We start from the raw sequence: 19395 nt of genomic DNA on the forward strand, positions 1-19395 counted from the left end.
CGAAAAGTTACTGAGGTAGTTGGTGGCTTTTCGTGTTTTATATGCTGGATAAAATGTTTTTATTGTTGAGGGATAGGTGCTCCAACGGGTAGGTCACAACGATGTCCTTCCTGGCCATGAGCAGGATTCGTTTTCAATTGGGTAACGGTCGCGGTGTTTGTATTCAAAATCGCGGGAACTGCTTGGTTTTGCGGGGTAACAGTCCCTGCTGCTGAAGGGTTCGCCGGCGTAACTGTATACTGAGCATTTTCAATCTTCTGGATGCTTGCTGTTCCTTGCGGAGTAGCCGGTTTTGCAGTCGGTGAATTCAAAGGTGCTCCTACAGGAATATCACAACGGTGACCTGGTTGGCCATGCGACGGGTTCATTCCTTTACCAACTTTTACCGGAGCCGGCAAAGTCGGTGGTGTAACAGTTGTTATAGTTTGTGGTTGTGTAGTCGCAACCGATTGTTGCATTTGTGCCGGTTGTTGCATTTGTGCCGGTTTATTCGGAATGTTGGTGCCATTCACAATTTCATAAACAGAAGGTACCGGTTTTTTATTGGTTGGATCTGTTTCGGCGGTTTCTTCATTTTTACAAGAAACAAACGTTATGGTCCCGGCTAAAACAAGGCCTAAAAAGTATTTTTTGTTCATGGGTTGTGTTTTTAATAAAGTCAAAAATACTGTTTATTGTTCAGCTTTTTTCATTATAACATGTTAAAAATAAGCTCGCAACTGAATACTTCCCGTATGAACTGTCTGACTGGTTTCACTCTTTCTTCCCTGATAATTGACATTCACATCCAGATATTGGGTCAGGTTTTTTTGCAGCAGTAAATTCCAGGTCATGTTTTTTCCCGGCTGAAGTCCTTCCAGCATCTGATAGGCCACGGCGGAGAACTGATTTCCTTCAAAAGCGTTTTTATAAAATGAAAATTCTCCGTTGGCAGTGAATTTCTTCTCGGAAGAATAAGTGAATGAAGTTCCCATTCGCTGCTGGTTCAGCTTTTCTGTAGCATTGATCTTATTTTCTTTATTCTGAAATTCATAGAAAATATCCCAACTGGCATTTTGCGAAAACAGATAAGAAATTTTAGGAGCCAGTAAATAACCTTTTAAGATATAATTTTTACTGGCATAGTTTTCAGAATCGACTTTACTGGAAAGGGTTTGACCGTCGAGACCGAAAAGCCATATTTTCTGCACCAGATGCGCATATTGCAATTGATGGGAATACGATTTGTTTTCCTGCGTACCGGCAGAAAGTAAGGCCTTCGAATGATTGTTGAGATAGGTGTACGTTACCGAATGCTGCTGTTTTCCGCGATTGTAAAACAAGCTGTTCCGGAAGGTGGCATTCAGTCCCAATAAATCTTTATCGCTGTCCGAAAAGGGATTCAGGTCGAAATTATCACCCTTGCGTTCAATTTTGCGATCCATTAAAAAAGAGGTCTGATTGTAAAAAAAAGACAGTGTTTTTTTGAATCCGGATTCATTTTGCCATTGCAGGGGATTAAGGGTCAGCGATTGTGAAAATTTATTCTGATGGGTTTTTACGTAAATCTGATTCGGAAGAAAAACGCGTACATAGATCGCCTGATCTGGAAACGGCGCTACCTCAAACTCCTGCAGCTCCTGAATGCCATTGCCATTGTAGTCGTTCCAGGTATAAACACCCTGGCCCGGTTCTACTTCCAGATAGGTGAATTCCTGCTGCGCTAGGGTTCCTGAACCGGTTTCAAATGTGGTTGCGGTTTGGATCAACTGATTGAAAAAGCGATCGGTATACAGTATTCTGGAATTCAAGGACGGTTCATTGCCAAGGGCAGGGTCTTCAAATTTCAGATTGCGATAGTTGACAAAAACGCCCAAATCGCTTTTTTCAGTTTGGATCAGTTTGGATTTGAGATAATAGGAATCTGAGGTGTTTACTTTCTGCAGAAGTCCGTTTTGCAAACTGTCGTTGCTTCGGTGCAGATAGCCGAGTTCCATATAAACTTTTGTACTGTCACCCCGTCCGATGAAAGTACCAAATTCCCTGTAACGCTGACTCAAAGGCGAATATTCGTCCGTGGCATTGTTTTTTTCTTCGTTATCTTCCATGCGGAAACTTCCGCCCACCCAGTTTTTGCTGAAATGATACTTTCCTAAAGTCTGACTTCGGATGAAACGGGAATTGGTCTCGCTGGCATCACTTTTTAGGGCACTGCTGTTGTTGGAAAAAGTCCATTGATTCAGTTTGAAAAAACCATCCACCACATGACGGATCCCTGAAAAATTTTCCGAAAAGTCGAGTTTTTCCAATTGATAACGGGCCATTCCTTTTCCGGGTAATTCAAAATTCAAGCCCGAAATCAACAGACTTTGATCGCCTTCCGGATTGGTCAGGTTCCAGTCGCGGTTGAATTCAATGGTGAACAGTCGTTCGATGGTGCGGAATTCTTTTTGTATGAATTGCAAATCGGCAAAAGCGTCCACTTTCCATTTATTGGTGAAAAGTCGTTGTCTGGCATTGATTTTTCCGGCCAAGCCTTGATTGTCATTGTCGTCCATGGAAGAAAATAAATTCAGGTCGTTATTGCTGAGACCGAATTCAAAATCGACTTTGGTTTTCTCACTTGGATTGTATTTTCCCATTAGGGTAGCAATCTGGATTTTTGTGGGTGCGATCAACCGCGTTATCGGTTCATAATTTCCCTGCGAAACACCGGCTATAGGAGCCACATATTCATAAATCCGTCCAATAGCCTGATTGCTGGATAGTACATAATTTCCGAGATTGTTGCCTACCAAGGTGAATTTTACATTATACAAAACTTCGGTTGCATCGATCGAATATTCAAAGACTTCCACGCCGCCAATCAGTGTTTTTCTGTACAGGATTTTATTTTCGGAATAGCTGTCTTCGTATGCGGAAGGAGCGGTCATCAGATCTGGATTGTCACCTGCATCTACTAGTATTTGTGCCTGTTCGGGAGAAAGATTTTGCTGTAAAGGCTGGTTTTTTACATCGTTTTCAGAATACAAAAATGTACCGATACTCCACTTTTCCCGCTCGTGCGTTACGCCTCCGTAGGTAACAAATCGGGTGTAGCTTCGTTCGGAATATTGGTATTCTACGTTGATACGCATTTCGGAGGTTATCGGGAATAAAGACGTAAATCGAATTTCCCCGGCGTTGTAATCGATGGTATAATCGTTATTTTCTCCGCGTTCCAAAAGGATTCCGTTCACATACACGCGCTCTGAACCGGAAATGACCAGGACATACAATTCGCCATTTGGACCTTTCAGCTTGTACGGGCCCTGATTTCCTTCCTGACCTGTAAACGTGCTTTTGGCATATTGCCCGCGAACGATAGCTCCGGACACGAATAGATCGGTTTTATTTTCAGGTTGGCCAAAAGTGAAATGGGTGGATAAACCCTGTACTTTTTTGTTGAAATTAAGAAAGCGCGACTGTCGGTTTTCAAGAAAGAGGTCTCCGGCGCGAATGGCCCAGTTATCGGAAAATAATTCAACGAAAATCTGATCGAATTCATCCAGTTTCTGTGAATATCCACCTTCCTGCAACGGAATATTGCTATCCTGAAGCGAGGCACGCAGACTCACTTTTTCGGAAATTTTCCCGGTAATCTGTAAATCGAGATTCGAATTTACTACCGAATTCTGATTGTTTCCTACCGTAACCCCTCGGGAAATGCTTCCCGATGTATTTAATCCGTCGAAAGGTTTGAAAGTGGCGATCGGTTCTCGTGAAACCTGGTATAGATTCTGACCGGCATCGTTACTTACCACGCGGCTTTGGTCATAAATAGTATACTTTTTGGTGAGGTATTCGGGGAATTTTAGATAGCGTACCGTTAATGTGTCAGCAGATTTGAAATCGTTCTTAAAAACCAATGTTCCTTGTTGAAAATCAACGTTGTAGAAAAGGGTGTCGATCTCATTTCCGAACCTGTCCAGAAGTTTGAAAAATTCCTTGTTGATGCTGATGCTGTCAATAACTACCGGTTTTTCGGAGACCGTTATTTTTTTTGTCTGATAAGGCGTCTTTGCTTCCTGCGCCAAAACGGCAGAAAAACAAAGGAAAAAAAGAAGTAAATACGCCTGTTTCAACATAACTACTATAACTCGGATTTGCCAAAAGTAGTGTAATTAATCGAGAAATTCTCAGGCATTATACCAAGGAAAGCAGGTAGCCTGTAAGTGCTCCGCCTAAAACGATCCATACGCTGTTTATTTTTCGGAAAGCAAAGGTGATGATTAAGCTCAATACCATGATAAGAACCGTTTTCCATTCGGTTATCGATTCCTTTCCCATGATGAAACAGACCACGATGATCAGTGCCACGGAGGCAACATTTACCGCATCCAAAAACGAAGAAAAAAGAGCCGAATTTCGCATCTTTTTTACCATCGGATTTAATGCCGCCACAAAAACAAAAGAAGGCAGGAATATTCCGATGGTGGCAACCAAAGCGCCTATATAACCGTTGATCTGATATCCGATGAATGTCACTGAAGAAAAAACAGGACCGGGCGTAAACTGTCCTACGGCTATCGCGTCAATGAGTGTTTGTCTTGATAGTATACCGGTTTGTACAAGTTCCGAATCCAGAAAGGCAAACAGCACGTAGCCGCTTCCGTATAGAATGGAGCCGATTTTCAGAAAGATGAAAAAGAGTTTGGTGTTGGAAACTGTAAGGAAGCCAATTGGCATAAAACTGTTGAGATGCTTTCTGGAATTCCTGCAATATTGGACCGCGAGCGCCAATAGTCCGGATCCGAAGAGCACAATGATTTCGTTTATTCCAAAAAATGACGCGACGAGCGCAAGTATGCCTATTGCAATAAGAAATTGGGATTTTAAAGAAGATTTTGCCAAAGGGTAAACCGCAGAGAGAATAATGGCAATTATCGCAGGTTTAATTCCGTAAATGAACGGTTGAATTTCCGGTAAGGCACCATAGTTTTTATAGAGCCACGCAAAACCCAGGGTGAGGAATACGGCAGGGAGAATGAAACTCAGACCGGCAAGTAGAAGTCCTTTCCAGCCGCCTCTTTCTTTGCCTAAGTGTATGGCTAACTCCGTGCTGTTAGGGCCGGGAATCAGATTGGTCGCGCCCACCAGATCCATGAAGTGGTCGTCGTTCATCCATCGTCGTTTGCGAACGACTTCATCCCGCATCATGGCAATATGAGCGGCAGGTCCGCCAAAAGCAATCAGCCCCAGTTTTAAAAACAGTTTTCCGATTTCTTTCAGCGAACCTGGCTGCATAAATTATTCTTGTGTTACGATCTGCATCGTTTCACGGCTCATCTGTTTTACAAGAACGGTTTTATCCTTTTCCACCATGCTGATGGCTTTGTCGGTAAAATGACGGATGGTGTACAACGATACATTTTCGTTATAGAAAATCTTGAATTTCTTAGCTAAGATGCTTTTCAGTTCATTGAAATTGCCAAACTTGTCTTCGATACAAACCGAGAAACTGATGGCTGTATTCTGAATTAGACTAACCTTAACTTTGTATTTGTGGAATAAAGCAAAGATTTCACTGATGTTTTCCTCCATGATGAATGAAAAGTCGATCGACGAAAGGGAAAGCAGTAATTGGTTTTTCTTTACGATAAAACAAGAAGTTTCCGGTTCAAGGTGACTTCCTTTTGCAATGCTGGTGCCCGGTAAAAGCGGATTTAAAAAGGATTTTACATACAAAGGAATTTCTTTGCTTTGTAGCGGCTGCAATGTTTTCGGGTGGATTACCGAAGCACCGTAAAACGCAAGCTCGATCGCTTCACGGTAGGAAATCTGGTTCAATAAGGTTGTATTTTCAAAATATCTCGGATCGGCATTTAAAACTCCCGGAACGTCTTTCCAGATCGTTACGCTTTCCGCATTTAAGCAGTAAGCGAAAATCGCCGCTGTATAATCGGAACCTTCACGACCTAAAGTAGTAGTGAAATTATTCTCATCCGAACCTAAGAATCCCTGAGTGATGTTAAGAACTTTCTTTTTTACGTTTTTGGAGATCGTTTTCTGAGTTGTTTCCCAGTCAACGATCGCATCACGATACGTATTGTCGGTTTTGATTAAATTACGAACATCGACCCAGTTGTTTTTTATTCCCACATGATTGAAATAATGGCTCAGAATGGTCGTCGAAATAATCTCTCCCATACTTACGATCTGATCGTATACGAAATTGTAATTTGGTGATTTGTTCGAACTTAAAAAGTATTCCAAATCAAGGAAATGTTTGTTTACGGCTGTGAAAGCAGGATTTTTTTCATCTTCAAACAAATCCAAAAGAATCTGATTGTGGTACTTTTTTATCTCCTGAACCGATGCATTCAATTCCTTGGATTTCTCAAAATAATTCTTGATTACCAACTCCAATGCATTGGTCGTTTTTCCCATAGCCGAAACTACAAGAAGTACATCTTCATAACCTACCTGTTGTAAAACATTGTGTACGTTTTTAATGCCTTCGGCATCTTTTACGGAGGCTCCTCCAAACTTAAAAATTCTCATGTTGTGTAATAATTCCAATCCTAATATCTCTTCGCAATCCGAAAGAAACGTTAAGACTGATCGTTGTTAATATAGTTAGTTGCCATTTAAAAAGGTAGCAATTCCTTCTTCATTCATTTGGACCACTCTCCAGTCATCCAATACTTTTGCGCCTGATTTTTCGTAGAAATCAATGGCGTTCTGGTTCCAGTCCAATACATTCCATTCGATTCTTCGAACGCCGTCTGCTTTACCCTGTTTCATGATTTCCGTGTAAAGTGCCAATCCTAAACCGGTGCCGCGCATTTTTTCTTTTACGATCAGGTCTTCCAGATGGATGGTTTTTCCTTTCCAGGTTGAATAACGGTAATAGTATAATGCCATACCGACAATTTCTCCGTCTACTTCCGCAACAAACGTGTGGAATAAGGGATTGGTACCAAAACCGTCGCGTTCCAAATCAGCCACGGTAACCACTACCGCATCCGGTTCTTTTTCGAAAACAGCCAGCTCGCGGATCAGGTCCAATACGGCCGGCATGTCATTTTTTGTTCCTGTCCTGATCAGCATCGGATTATTTTTTCTTTTTCTTAGTTGTTTTCTTTGCAGCCGGTTTTGCGACTTGTTTTACATAAGGTTTGTACAAGCCGTCTTTTTCAGCTCTGGCTTTTGCATTGGCCGCTCTCTTTTTTGGGTCAGGGTGAGAACTCATCATTCTTTCGATAAAAGAGGATTGTTGTCCTTCGCTTAATTTGGCAAGAATGGTAAAAGCCGATTCAACAGCATTCACATTGTATCCGTTGCGCTTCATGAAATCATAAGAATACATGTCGGCATCCGATTCCTGCTTTTGGCTGTATTGGCTGTCGACAACCGCACTGCCTATTTTGGCTAGCTGACTGTCGGTAAGTTTAGCTACGCTGGCAGATTGTGATCCAACGGCATCAGTTACGGCTTCCTTCTGATAGGCAATTTTTATGGCATCTCTCGAATCGTGATTGGCTACGTGTCCGATTTCGTGTCCGATTACGGCTAAAAGTTCGTTGTCATCCATGATGTCCATCAAACCGGAAAAAACACGAACGCTTCCGTCTGCAGTGGCAAACGCATTTACTTCTTTTAGTTTGTATACTTTGAAGTTAAGGGTCATTCCGTTCTCGTTGGCATGTTTTCCGAAAACTCTTTTCAAACGGATGGTGTACGGATCCTTTTCGTCGGCAACCGGATTTTCTTTGTCCATTTTGGCAACCGCTTCTTTGGATAGATTGGCGGCATCGGCATCGCTGAACGTGATACCGGTAATCCCTTTTTGAACGGCGCCCAGAGCTTTTTCACCTAGATTGATCTGAGCATTAGAGTTTTGTGATCCCAAAAGGGCTACTGCTGCAACAAGAAGTAATGACGTTTTCTTCATAAAATTTGAATTAAGTCCGAAGACATTTATGTTTATGTTTTCTTCTCTACGAAGTGAATAATATTTGAAAATCTTGCATTAAAAATCAAAAATATGATTAATATTTGCAACTGCAAAAACGACATGCTAACAATGAAACAGCGCAATAACACTTTAGGTGAATTTATCATCGAAAAACAGGAGGAATTCAAGTATTCTTCCGGAGAATTATCACGTATTATCAATGCTATCCGTTTGGCTGCAAAGGTAGTGAATTATAAGGTAAATAAAGCCGGATTGGTTGATATTGTCGGCGCGGCTGGAGAACAGAACGTTCAGGGAGAAGATCAGCAGAAATTAGACGTTTATGCCAATGAGGTTTTTATCCAGACGCTGATCAACCGTGAGATTGTTTGCGGTATTGCTTCGGAAGAGAATGATGATTTTATCTCCGTTCACGGAAAAGCCGGTGATGACAACAATAAATATGTGGTATTGATGGATCCGTTGGACGGTTCTTCCAATATCGATGTGAATGTATCTGTAGGAACGATTTTTTCGGTTTACAGAAGAGTGACACCGATCGGAACACCGGTAACCCTTGAAGATTTTTTACAGCCGGGTGATCAACAGGTAGCGGCAGGTTATGTGATTTACGGAACGTCAACCATGTTGGTGTATACAACCGGTCATGGCGTAAACGGATTCACGCTTAACCCTGCAATCGGAACGTTCTATCTTTCCCATCCGAACATGCAATACTCGAAAGACGGTAAGATTTATTCGGTAAACGAAGGGAATTACATTCACTTCCCGCAAGGTGTGAAGGATTATATCAAATACTGTCAGATGGAAGAAGGCGATCGTCCGTATACATCCCGCTACATTGGTAGTTTGGTTTCCGATTTCCATCGAAACATGATCAAAGGAGGAGTTTATATCTATCCGACGAGTTCCAAAGCGCCAAAAGGTAAATTGCGTTTGTTGTACGAATGTAATCCGATGGCTTTCCTGGCGGAACAGGCCGGAGGTAAAGCTTCTGACGGTTACGGAAGAATCATGGAGATCAAGCCGACCGAGTTGCACCAGCGCGTGCCGTTCTTCTGCGGAAGTCTGAATATGGTTGAAAAGGCTGAAGAATTTATGGCGAAGTACAAATAGGTACTAGGGCTTTCAGTGGCTAAGGCGCTGAGTTATAATGAATGAAAAAAGGAGTGAAAAGTTATCTGTTTTTCACTCCTTTTTTCTTTACGAATATTTTTAATTGCTTAGCAACGGAGAACCTTGGTGCCTCAAAACCTCAAAAAAGCTATTTATTCATATGCTGCATTTCATAGATGAAGGTGTCCAGATCGACATTGAGCACCAAAAGTGACAGCGCTTTTTCCACAATCAATTTCACGTTTCCCGGCGTGAAGCCCAAAGCTAGGGCAAATTTTGCCAAAAGATCTTTTTGTTTGGGACCCAGAACGTGGTCGACAAACACCATTCGGGATAAGTCATATAAGCGCTCCAGTCGGTGAATATAAATAGACGGCGCGTTAATAGGGTATTTCATTGGGTTTTCAAGAATTTCCTCGTATTCTTCTTTGGAAATCTCAAGTTTGACTGCAAGTTTGTCCAGGAAGGCTTTTGCTTCGGTACTCATGTCGCCATCTGCCACGGCGACTCTAACAATGGCAGAGAAATGACCTTTGTTGCGACTCTTAAATTCGCTGTCAAATAAATCTGAAAAAGACATAGCTGTGTGTTTTAGTGTAGCTCAAATTTACGAATTTTCCTTTTTGTTTTGAATAAAATTGGTAAGCTTTTCTTAACGGAAGAAAGCAATTATCAAAATAAATTGTAAGTTTGAGAACCCAATCTGTAAATTGTTTGTAATGTCGGAATTTATAACGTATTTCAATATAGGTCTGCGCCACGTGCTTGACATTAATGCGTATGATCATGTATTGTTCCTGATTGCTTTAGTGACGCCTTATGCTTTTAAAGACTGGAAAAAAGTCTTCATATTGGTTTCCCTGTTCACCCTCGGACATACTTTGGCGCTGATTCTTTCCGTTTACGGTGTGGTATATATCAAACCGGTTCTGGTAGAGTTTCTGATTCCGATTACGATCATCCTTACCGCGCTGTTTCATTTGTTTACGGCGGGGAAATCGGGAAAAAATGAAAGCATTACCTTTGAGGCGGTGGTTACGGCATTTTTCGGGATCATTCACGGTTTAGGGTTTTCGAATTACTTCAAAGCCATTTTGCCGGGCAGTGCTTCTGACAAATTGCTGCCGCTTTTGGAATTTGCGGTCGGGATAGAAGCAGCACAGGTGATCATAGTGCTGGCGGTACTTATCATCTCCTATGTTGTGCAGACATTCTTCCGTTTTTCGAAGCGGGACTGGGCGTTGGTCATATCGGCCTTTGTGGTCGGAGTGGTATTGCCGATGATTATTAAAAGTGAGATTTGGAACAGATAAGTTGTAATGAAAGAAAAGAAAAAATCAAAATATGATAAAGCTTATTTGCGCATTGCCAAAGAATGGGGGCAGTTGTCTTATTGCCAGCGCAAAAAAGTAGGTGCAATAATAGTTAAAGACCGAATGATTATTTCGGATGGCTATAACGGAACACCGTCCGGTTTTGAAAATTGCTGTGAAGATGCAGAAGGTCTGACCAAATGGTATGTGCTTCATGCGGAAGCCAATGCGATTTCCAAAGTGGCCCGTTCCACACAATCATGCGAAGGCGCTACTTTGTACATTACACTTTCACCCTGCAAGGAATGTAGTAAGCTAATCCATCAGTCCGGTGTAAAACGAGTAGTGTATTATGAAGGATACAAGGACGATTCGGGATTGGAATTTTTGAGAAAAGCAGGTGTTGAGGTGGATAGTATCCACGAATTGGAATTGGACTAAAATGTCATGAGAATTAAAAGATTATACTTACCTGTTATTTTAGCTACTGCTTTGGCGGTCGGCGTCCTTATTGGCGGGCACCTGAATTTTCCGGGTGCCGGGAAGGGATTAGCATCGACTTCAAACCGAAGTAAGCTTAATAAGCTTATTGAACTTATCGAGAGCGAGTATGTAGATGATGTTAATACGGATTCGATCGTTGATTTAACGGTTAACGGTATTTTGGAGAAACTTGATCCGCATTCGGTATACATTGCCAAAAATGAAATGGAACAGGTGTCTCAAAGCATGAAAGGTGATTTTGTGGGTATCGGCGTAAATTTTTACATGTATAATGATACTGTTGCCATCATTAAACCTATCGCGAACGGGCCGTCAGAACATGCCGGACTAAAAGCCGGAGACCGGATTTTGTATGCGGACAAAACAAAACTTTTCGGAAGAAAGTTGCCTACCGACAGCCTCTTCTCAAAGCTGAAGGGCGAAGAAGGTTCTAAGGTGCAGTTGACGATCTACCGCAAATCGGAAAACAAAAAATTCAAGGTTCCCGTTACGCGCGGACTTATTCCCATAAAAAGCGTCGATATAGCCATCATGTTGGATAAAAAAACAGGTTATATCAAAATCAACCGTTTTGCCGAAACTACGTTTAAGGAATTCCACAACGGGTTGCTGGGACTTAAAAAGCAAGGAGCTACTGAGCTGATCGTTGATGTTCGAGATAACGGCGGCGGTTACATGGAAATGGCAGCAGATATAGCCGACGAGTTTCTGAAGAATGACGAACTCATCGTTAAGACAAAGAACAAAAAAGGAAATATCGACAAAACTTTCGCTACCGAATCCGGTAATTTCGAGAACGGAAAAGTGTATGTGCTGATCAATGAAAATACCGCGTCGGCGAGTGAAATTTTAGCCGGGGCGCTTCAGGATAATGACCGAGGAATTATTGTCGGCCGTCGTTCTTTCGGTAAAGGACTGGTGCAAAAGGAAATGCCATTAGGTGACGGTTCCGCTGTCCGATTAACCGTAGCCCGATATTATACACCGTCCGGTCGATCCATCCAAAAACCATATAATCACGGTACAGAAGAATATTTCAGTGATTTCGAAAAACGTTTTGTCAATGGAGAACTTTTTGCTGCCGATAGCATAAAGGTGGCGGACAGCTTAAAATTCAAAACCAAAAAAGGCCGTATCGTATATGGTGGTGGCGGAATCATACCCGACGTGTTTGTGCCGATTGAAGGCAGTCACGGTGATGAAGCGGTAGGTATGCTGATGCAGTCCGGACTGATGAGCTATTTCGTTTTCGAACAATTGGATAAAGACCGAAAAGCGTTTCAGAACCTAACATTCGTACAAATGTTGGAAAAACTGAATGCTACAGATGTGTATTTCAATAATTTTAAAAGTTACATTGGAAGAAGCGGATTGGTTTTCAATTTAGATTCGCAAAAAGCCGTAGTAAAGCGCTTTATTGTTGCCGAATTTGCCCGTCAGTTGTTCGATGAGAATAAGTACTTCCAATTGGTGCTGAAAGAAGATTCGATGATCAAAGAGATATTAAAAAGGAAATAAGAAAAAAGCCTTCAGTGTAAAAAAACTGAAGGCTTTTTTTATGTTTATAGGTCAGAAATTCCAGCAGATTACTTCTGCTGACTGATCACTGCCAATTATTTTTTTCTGATGCTATCGTGGGAATGGGTTTCTACGCCGTCATTCCATAAAACCAAGATGTCCGTTGCAACTGCTGCGCCGCTACCGGCCGCTATGGATAACTGGCTTCGGTGTCCGGCTAAAGTACCGCAAACATAAATTCCTTCCGCTACTTGGTGATCGGTATTTTTAAGTTGGATACGGTTTTTTTCGGCCAACGATTTTTTGTGCGGCTCGATATACTGAAGTAAACCGTCAATCGCAAATAAATTGGAAGAGCCAATGGCAACGACAATAATTTTTGAGGTATACGAATTTTTGTTGGTGATAACGGTAAGGTTTCCGGCTTCACCTTGTACTTCCATGACTTTTTCGTCTTCGATCTGCTGAACCTGAGGATACACTGCGGCTAACTGATGTGTGGTTTCGGTTAGTAAATCCGAGCCTAATTTCCCGTTGGGGATGCCATAGGCATTATGAAAAATAGCATCCTGTAAGGAAGAAGTTTTCTGATGGGTAATAATTCCGACTTGCTTACCGGCGGCAAAATCCTTTTTTTGGGCCGAACCCAAAATCAGCGCGCAGGAAACCCCTGAAACGCCTCCGCCAATGATAAGGACATCAAACATAGATTAATTTCCTCGGGTTTTCTCGTCAATCAGTTTTGACATACGGAAAATCAACAAAATGCATATGGCGCATAATGAAGCGGCAATTCCGATAAGTGCAATTAAACTGTTGCCTTCAAAAAGATTGCTGAAATCAAGTAAAGTGATGTTGAAAATAACTAGCCCTAATGCAAGGCCAATCATGATATAGGTAAAAAGTTTCATCTTTTAATTTGTTTATTTATTATACGTATTCGTTGCTGTTTGTTTTGGCAAGGAAATCGCATTACTTTCGAGTAAGGCTCAAATAATGCGTGAAATTAGTAAAAATCAGGTTAAACAAATAGCCCTTTAACATTAGCGGCAAATAATTTAACAGCGATGGCCAAAAGTACGACGCCAAACACTTTTCTCACCACTCCAAGGCCGTTTTTTCCTAGCACTTTTTCGATTTTTGATGATAATTTCAAAACGACATAAACAATGATGATGTTGATAAGAATCGCCACCACTATATTTATGGACTGGTATTGTGCACGAAGAGAAAGCAAAGTGGTCATGGTTCCGGCTCCGGCAATTAGTGGAAAGGCCAGCGGGACTATGGATGCGGAACTAGGTTCTTCGTCTTTATATAAGGTGATGCCCAGAATCATTTCCAACGCCAGGAAAAACAAAATGAAGGATCCGGCAACCGCAAAGGATTTTACATCAACGCCCATGAATTTCAGTATTTCTTCCCCTACAAAAAGAAAAGTGATCATGATGATTCCCGAAACCAGTGATGCTTTTTCGGATTGGATGTGTCCTACTTTGCTGCGCAGATCAACGATAATGGGAATCGTACCTACGATGTCGATTACTGCAAAAAGTACCATTCCGATCGTTAATATTTCTTTCCAGTCAAATCCCATAAATGGTATTATTTTTTTGATGGCGCAAAATTATCCTTTCGCAAATTAAATATAACTAATAAATCGTTAATTTTTGATATTTAGGAAAATATGGTTTTAAACTTTGTAACTTTGCGGCAAATAGAAGTTTTAGTTATGTTTCAGTTAGGGAAAACAATCGTGTCGGAGGAGATTTTGGAAAAGGAATTTGTATGCAATTTGTCTGCCTGTAAAGGTGCTTGTTGCGTGGATGGAGATGCCGGTGCGCCTTTAACGGAAGAAGAAACTAAAATTTTAGTCGAGATTTATCCTAAGGTAAAACCATTTTTACGTCCGGAAGGAATCGCTGCTATCGAAGCACAGGGAACTTCGGTAATAGGTGAAGACGGCGAATTTGAAACGACACTGATCGACGGTGCCGATTGTGCTTATGTGATTTTCGACGGAAAGACTGCGCTTTGCGGCATCGAGCAGGCTTATAACCAGGGTTTGGTCGACTGGAAAAAACCGGTTTCCTGTCATTTATATCCTATCCGTGTAAAGGAGTTTTCAGAATTTTCAGCGGTGAACTACCATAAATGGCATATCTGTGATGATGCCTGTTCGCTTGGAAAGGAACTGGAGGTTCCGGTGTACAAATTTGTAAAAGAGGCGCTGGTTAGAAGATTTGGTTCCGAGTGGTATTCAGAATTGGAAAAAGTGGCTGATGAATTTAAAAATTCAAATCCAAAAAGATAATTATAAAGAAAAAGCCGGCTGAATCACCGGCTTTTCTTAATAATGGTGTGATTTATAAGTCGGTTATTTTTGCTGATGAGGTAAAGTTTGTACCTACACCTGTGCCTGAGAAAGCAAGGCTGCAAAATGTTGCTGACATGTGTCCGTTTACATAGGAGATATAAACATTTCCAGTATTTGCTCTGAAGTAATCAGAGAATGTTCCGCCGGTTACGATAGAAACGCAAACTTGATTAGCATCCATAAATGAAGTTGGGCAATCTGGGCAGACAGAATACATTCCTGCAGTTGGTGTTGCATCATTTGCAAATATGATAGTCAGGTCACCATTTGATCCGTTTGCCTCAATTTGATAGGAATCCATTACTACGCTTGCTGTTACAGAATAAAAACTCATCGTAGGGTATACGGAATTGGTTGCGGTATTATTTGTTGGGTTGCATGGTGCGGTAGGTGTTGTTACGGCGATTGTTGCAGAAGCGGTTGCGCTAACACAGTTATATTCATTAACATAAAGAGAATATGTTCCCGCGCTTAGGTCTGATGCCATCACCATTGGATTTTGTTCAGATGATGTAAACCCGTTTGGCCCTGTCCAGTGATACTCAGCCATAGTGCTATAGTGTGGCGTTTGAAGCATGATGTATTCGCCGGCTGTAACGGGGGTATTGCTGCTGATGGTTGGGGTCTCCATGTTGCAGTTATTCTGTTCGCCGTTGGAACTTTCATCATTGCTGCAGCTTGATAGAAAAGGAGAGCATGCCAGAATTAAAAGAAGAAAAGTTGTAAATTTTTTGTTGAACATAATTTTAGGATTTAAGTTTTAAAGTATTTTGCAAAGAAAGGGCTTTGTGGTAGGTTTTTAATTTTTGTCTTAAAAAAAGCAACATAAGTTTATGCTTTATAAGAGCGTTGGTTTTGCTTGATTTTTTTTAGATATAAAAAGTTAAATCTTCTTGTTTTGTGCTTTTAAACCACTATATTAACACGTGTATTGTGTGTTTTAAAATTCTGATTGTCAGATTTTTAAATTTTTGTATGAAAAAGGTTTCAGTTTGTCTGGTTGTTAAAAACTCGGCTTAATTGTGAATAAGTTTGACTTTCTTTTTACAATTCAAATGACAATCTTTGTAGACCCCAATTAAATCAAATAATCAATTTTTAATCCTATAAAAGTCAGTATACTATGTCAGTAGTTGAGCCTATATTGCAAGAAAACAAAGATCGATTTGTTATTTTCCCTATCAAACACCATGATATTTGGGAATGGTATAAAAAATCACAAGCCAGTTTCTGGACTGCAGAGGAAATCGATTTGCATACGGACTTGAACGACTGGAATACAAAGCTGAACGATGATGAGAAATATTTCATCAAACACATTCTTGCGTTTTTCGCGGCTTCGGACGGAATTGTGAATGAAAATCTAGCGGAAAATTTCGTTAATGAAGTACAATATCCTGAAGCTAAATTTTTCTATGGGTTCCAAATCATGATGGAAAACATCCACAGTGAGACTTACTCATTGTTGATTGATACTTACGTGAAAAACGAAGAAGAGAAAAACCAGTTGTTCCACGCCATTGATGTGTTCCCTGCTATTAAGAAAAAAGCGGAATGGGCATTGAAATGGATCGAATCCGATTCGTTTGCAGAGCGTCTGATCGCTTTTGCGGCGGTAGAAGGAATCTTCTTTTCGGGTGCATTCTGTTCTATTTTCTGGTTGAAAAAACGCGGATTAATGCCGGGATTGACTTTCTCTAACGAGTTAATTTCCCGTGATGAAGGGGTACATTGTGATTTCGCAGTGCACTTGCACAACCATCATTTGGTAAACAAAGTGCCTAAAGCAAGAATCACTGAAATTATTACGGATGCCTTAAATATTGAAAGAGAGTTTATCACCGAATCGCTTCCGGTAAGTTTGATCGGAATGAATGCAGGTTTGATGACGCAATATCTTGAATTCGTGGCAGATCGATTATTGGTGGAATTAGGTTGTTCGAAAGTATATAACTCTTCGAATCCGTTCGACTTCATGGACATGATCTCGTTGCAGGGAAAAACGAATTTCTTCGAAAAACGAGTGTCGGAATACCAAAAAGCGGGAGTGTTGAACAAAGATACTGATTCGCAAAAAATTAGCTTCGACGCTGATTTTTAATCAAATAATAGAAAACAGAAAATTCGCGGCCTTGGGCCACTATAAATAGTTAACCTTCAAAACAGTAACCCTATGAATGTAGTAAAAAGAGACGGAAGAAGAGAGCCGGTAATGTTCGATAAGATTACGGACCGAGTTAGAATCCTATGTTATGGATTAAACGATTTGGTTGATCCGGTAAAAGTGGCTATGCGCGTTATTGAAGGTTTGTACGATGGGGTAACCACTTCCGAATTGGATAATCTGGCGGCTGAAACAGCGGCTTCCATGACGGTAACGCATCCGGATTATGCGCAATTGGCAGCTCGTATTGCTGTTTCGAACTTGCATAAGAACACCAAGAAATCGTTCTCTGAAACGATGGCGGATATGTATCATTATGTTAACCCAAGAACAGGACAGGAATCGCCTTTGTTGTCTGATGAGGTGTATGAGTGCATCATGGCAAATGCGGAAATCCTTGATTCAACGATTATCTACAACCGTGATTTCAACTACGATTATTTCGGATTCAAAACCTTGGAGCGTTCTTATTTGTTGCGTATCAATGGGCAAATTGTGGAACGTCCGCAACATATGTTAATGCGTGTTTCCGTTGGGATTCACTTAGATGATATTTCTGCAGCGATTGAAACGTATGAGTTGATGTCGAAGAAATTCTTCACGCATGCGACTCCGACACTTTTCAACGCAGGTACACCAAAACCACAGATGTCGTCTTGTTTCCTTTTGACTATGCAGGATGACAGTATCGACGGAATTTATGATACATTGAAACAAACGGCTAAGATCTCGCAATCGGCGGGAGGAATCGGTTTGTCTATCCATAATGTACGTGCGACAGGTTCTTATATCCGCGGAACAAACGGAACTTCTAACGGAATCGTACCGATGTTGCGTGTATTCAACGATACAGCACGTTATGTAGATCAAGGTGGAGGAAAACGTAAAGGTAGTTTCGCGATTTATGTGGAGCCATGGCATGCTGATATCTTTGACTTCCTGGATTTGAAGAAAAACCACGGAAAAGAAGAAATGCGTGCGCGTGATTTGTTCTATGCGATGTGGATGAACGATTTGTTCATGAAACGTGTGCAGGACGATGCGCTGTGGACCTTAATGTGTCCAAACGAATGTCCGGGTTTGTATGATGTTTATGGCGAAGAATTTGACGCTATGTACATTGCATACGAGCAGGCTGGTAAAGGAAGAAAAACGATCAAAGCACGTGAGCTTTGGGAAAAAATATTGGAATCTCAAATCGAGACCGGAACGCCTTACATGCTGTATAAAGATGCGGCGAACCGTAAATCGAACCAAAAGAATTTAGGTACGATCCGTTCTTCGAATTTATGTACTGAGATCTTAGAGTATACTTCTGCGGATGAAATCGCTGTATGTAACTTGGCATCGATTTCGTTACCAATGTTCGTGGAAAACGGTCAGTTTAACCACCAGTTGTTGCACGATGTTACGAAACGAGTTACCCGTAACCTGAATAAAGTAATTGACAGAAACTACTATCCGGTACAGGAAGCTGAGAATTCTAACATGCGCCACCGTCCGGTTGGATTGGGCGTGCAAGGTTTGGCGGATGCCTTCATTTTATTGAGAATGCCGTTTACTTCGGATGAGGCTAAAAAACTAAACCAGGAAATCTTCGAAACTATTTATTTCGCAGCATGTACAGCTTCAATGGAAATGGCTAAAGAGGAAGGTGCATATTCAACATTTAAAGGATCGCCAATTTCTCAAGGAGAATTCCAATACAACCTTTGGGGGTTGAATGACGGTGATTTAAGCGGTCGTTGGAATTGGGCTTCACTTCGTAAAGAAGTAATGGAGCACGGAGTTCGTAACTCTTTGCTGATGGCACCGATGCCGACTGCTTCGACTTCACAGATTCTTGGGAACAACGAAGCTTTCGAGCCATATACATCTAATATTTACACCCGTCGTGTATTGTCCGGAGAGTTTATCGTAGTAAACAAACACTTATTACAGGATTTGGTAAGCCTTGGTTTGTGGAACGAATCATTGAAACAGGAAATCATGCGCGCCAACGGTTCGATTCAGGATATCAACGGAATTCCGCAGGATATCAAAGAATTGTACAGAACGGTTTGGGAAATGAGTATGAAAGATATCATTGACATGTCACGTCAGCGTGGTTATTTCATCGACCAGTCACAATCCTTGAACTTATTCATGGAAGGTGCTACGTTTGCGAAGCTGACTTCTATGCACTTCTATGCTTGGCAGTCAGGTTTGAAAACCGGTATGTATTATTTGAGAACTAAATCGGCTGTAGATGCGATCAAGTTCACATTGAATAATGATAAGAAAACAGAATCATTAGGTGTTCCTGCTGAAGTTGCTAACGAAACTGCTCCGATGACAGAAGACGAATTCAGAGCCATGTTGGAGCGTTCTAAAAATGCCGGTCCTGAGGATTGTGAAATGTGCGGATCATAAGTAATGACCTTAAAAATAGAAAATAAAAACAGCCGTTACTACAACGGCTGTT

Annotated in this window: 18 protein-coding genes; 7 read left to right on the plus strand and 11 right to left on the minus strand. The window is 41.3% G+C overall.

Annotated elements, in window-relative coordinates:
* Positions 1–59 precede the first annotated feature (59 nt).
* The 6 genes from AC3E9U_RS03695 to AC3E9U_RS03720 form a co-directional block, all read right to left on the minus strand.
* A complete protein-coding gene (locus tag AC3E9U_RS03695) occupies positions 60–638 on the minus strand; it encodes a hypothetical protein (protein WP_488746142.1) in 579 nt (192 codons plus the stop codon).
* 63 nt (positions 639–701) lie between these two features.
* Positions 702–4106: a DUF8818 domain-containing protein gene (locus AC3E9U_RS03700; protein ID WP_488745569.1), complete on the minus strand. Its 3405-nt coding sequence runs from the start codon at positions 4104–4106 to the stop codon at positions 702–704.
* Positions 4107–4164: 58 nt separating this feature from the next.
* Positions 4165–5265, minus strand: a complete 1101-nt coding sequence (chrA, locus tag AC3E9U_RS03705) for a chromate efflux transporter (RefSeq protein ID WP_488745570.1) — start codon at positions 5263–5265, stop codon at positions 4165–4167.
* Between the two features lie 3 nt (positions 5266–5268).
* On the minus strand, positions 5269–6522 hold the full coding sequence (locus tag AC3E9U_RS03710) for an aspartate kinase (protein WP_488745571.1): 1254 nt from the start codon (positions 6520–6522) through the stop codon (positions 5269–5271).
* A gap of 75 nt (positions 6523–6597) precedes the next feature.
* On the minus strand, positions 6598–7071 hold the full coding sequence (locus AC3E9U_RS03715) for a GNAT family N-acetyltransferase (protein ID WP_488745572.1): 474 nt from the start codon (positions 7069–7071) through the stop codon (positions 6598–6600).
* A 4-nt stretch (positions 7072–7075) separates the two neighbouring features.
* Positions 7076–7915, minus strand: a complete 840-nt coding sequence (locus AC3E9U_RS03720; protein WP_488745573.1) for a M48 family metalloprotease — start codon at positions 7913–7915, stop codon at positions 7076–7078.
* 132 nt (positions 7916–8047) lie between these two features.
* On the opposite strand from AC3E9U_RS03720, the gene fbp reads away from it, so the two are divergent.
* Positions 8048–9055 carry a class 1 fructose-bisphosphatase gene (fbp, locus tag AC3E9U_RS03725; protein ID WP_488745574.1) on the plus strand — a complete coding sequence of 336 codons (1008 nt, stop codon included), beginning with the start codon at positions 8048–8050 and terminating at the stop codon, positions 9053–9055.
* A gap of 148 nt (positions 9056–9203) precedes the next feature.
* Here the strand turns inward: fbp and AC3E9U_RS03730 are convergent, their stop codons facing one another.
* Entirely contained in the window at positions 9204–9635 is a 432-nt protein-coding gene (locus tag AC3E9U_RS03730) for a tellurite resistance TerB family protein (RefSeq protein WP_488745575.1), read from the minus strand.
* A gap of 139 nt (positions 9636–9774) precedes the next feature.
* On the opposite strand from AC3E9U_RS03730, the gene AC3E9U_RS03735 reads away from it, so the two are divergent.
* From AC3E9U_RS03735 to AC3E9U_RS03745, 3 genes are read left to right on the plus strand one after another with little or no spacing between them, the layout of a single operon-like run.
* The gene (locus AC3E9U_RS03735; RefSeq protein ID WP_488745576.1) at positions 9775–10368 is read left to right on the plus strand and encodes a HupE/UreJ family protein; all 594 of its coding nucleotides are present in this window, start codon (positions 9775–9777) and stop codon (positions 10366–10368) included.
* A 6-nt stretch (positions 10369–10374) separates the two neighbouring features.
* Positions 10375–10809, plus strand: a complete 435-nt coding sequence (locus tag AC3E9U_RS03740; RefSeq protein WP_488745577.1) for a deoxycytidylate deaminase — start codon at positions 10375–10377, stop codon at positions 10807–10809.
* A gap of 6 nt (positions 10810–10815) precedes the next feature.
* Positions 10816–12390, plus strand: coding sequence for a S41 family peptidase (locus AC3E9U_RS03745; protein WP_488745578.1), 1575 nt, complete (start codon positions 10816–10818; stop codon positions 12388–12390).
* A gap of 95 nt (positions 12391–12485) precedes the next feature.
* Here AC3E9U_RS03745 and AC3E9U_RS03750 read toward each other — a convergent pair whose 3' ends face one another.
* The 3 genes from AC3E9U_RS03750 to AC3E9U_RS03760 form a co-directional block, all read right to left on the minus strand.
* Positions 12486–13097 carry an FAD-dependent oxidoreductase gene (locus tag AC3E9U_RS03750; RefSeq protein ID WP_488745579.1) on the minus strand — a complete coding sequence of 204 codons (612 nt, stop codon included), beginning with the start codon at positions 13095–13097 and terminating at the stop codon, positions 12486–12488.
* A gap of 3 nt (positions 13098–13100) precedes the next feature.
* Entirely contained in the window at positions 13101–13301 is a 201-nt protein-coding gene (locus AC3E9U_RS03755; RefSeq protein WP_488745580.1) for a hypothetical protein, read from the minus strand.
* A 110-nt stretch (positions 13302–13411) separates the two neighbouring features.
* A complete protein-coding gene (locus AC3E9U_RS03760; protein ID WP_488745581.1) occupies positions 13412–13987 on the minus strand; it encodes a MarC family protein in 576 nt (191 codons plus the stop codon).
* A 135-nt stretch (positions 13988–14122) separates the two neighbouring features.
* Here AC3E9U_RS03760 and AC3E9U_RS03765 point away from each other — a divergent pair, with 135 nt between their 5' ends.
* Positions 14123–14704 carry a DUF3109 family protein gene (locus AC3E9U_RS03765; protein ID WP_488745582.1) on the plus strand — a complete coding sequence of 194 codons (582 nt, stop codon included), beginning with the start codon at positions 14123–14125 and terminating at the stop codon, positions 14702–14704.
* 52 nt (positions 14705–14756) lie between these two features.
* On the opposite strand, the gene AC3E9U_RS03770 is transcribed toward AC3E9U_RS03765, so the two are convergent.
* Entirely contained in the window at positions 14757–15509 is a 753-nt protein-coding gene (locus tag AC3E9U_RS03770; protein WP_488745583.1) for a hypothetical protein, read from the minus strand.
* Between the two features lie 381 nt (positions 15510–15890).
* On the opposite strand from AC3E9U_RS03770, the gene AC3E9U_RS03775 reads away from it, so the two are divergent.
* Both AC3E9U_RS03775 and AC3E9U_RS03780 read left to right on the plus strand, forming a co-directional pair.
* Positions 15891–16868 (plus strand): ribonucleotide-diphosphate reductase subunit beta, encoded by a 978-nt coding sequence (locus AC3E9U_RS03775; RefSeq protein WP_488745584.1) that lies wholly within the window; start codon positions 15891–15893, stop codon positions 16866–16868.
* 72 nt (positions 16869–16940) lie between these two features.
* Positions 16941–19343, plus strand: a complete 2403-nt coding sequence (locus tag AC3E9U_RS03780) for a ribonucleoside-diphosphate reductase subunit alpha (RefSeq protein ID WP_488745585.1) — start codon at positions 16941–16943, stop codon at positions 19341–19343.
* The last annotated feature ends 52 nt before the right edge of the window (positions 19344–19395 follow it).

This window comes from Flavobacterium sp. 21.1 (assembly GCF_057801535.1).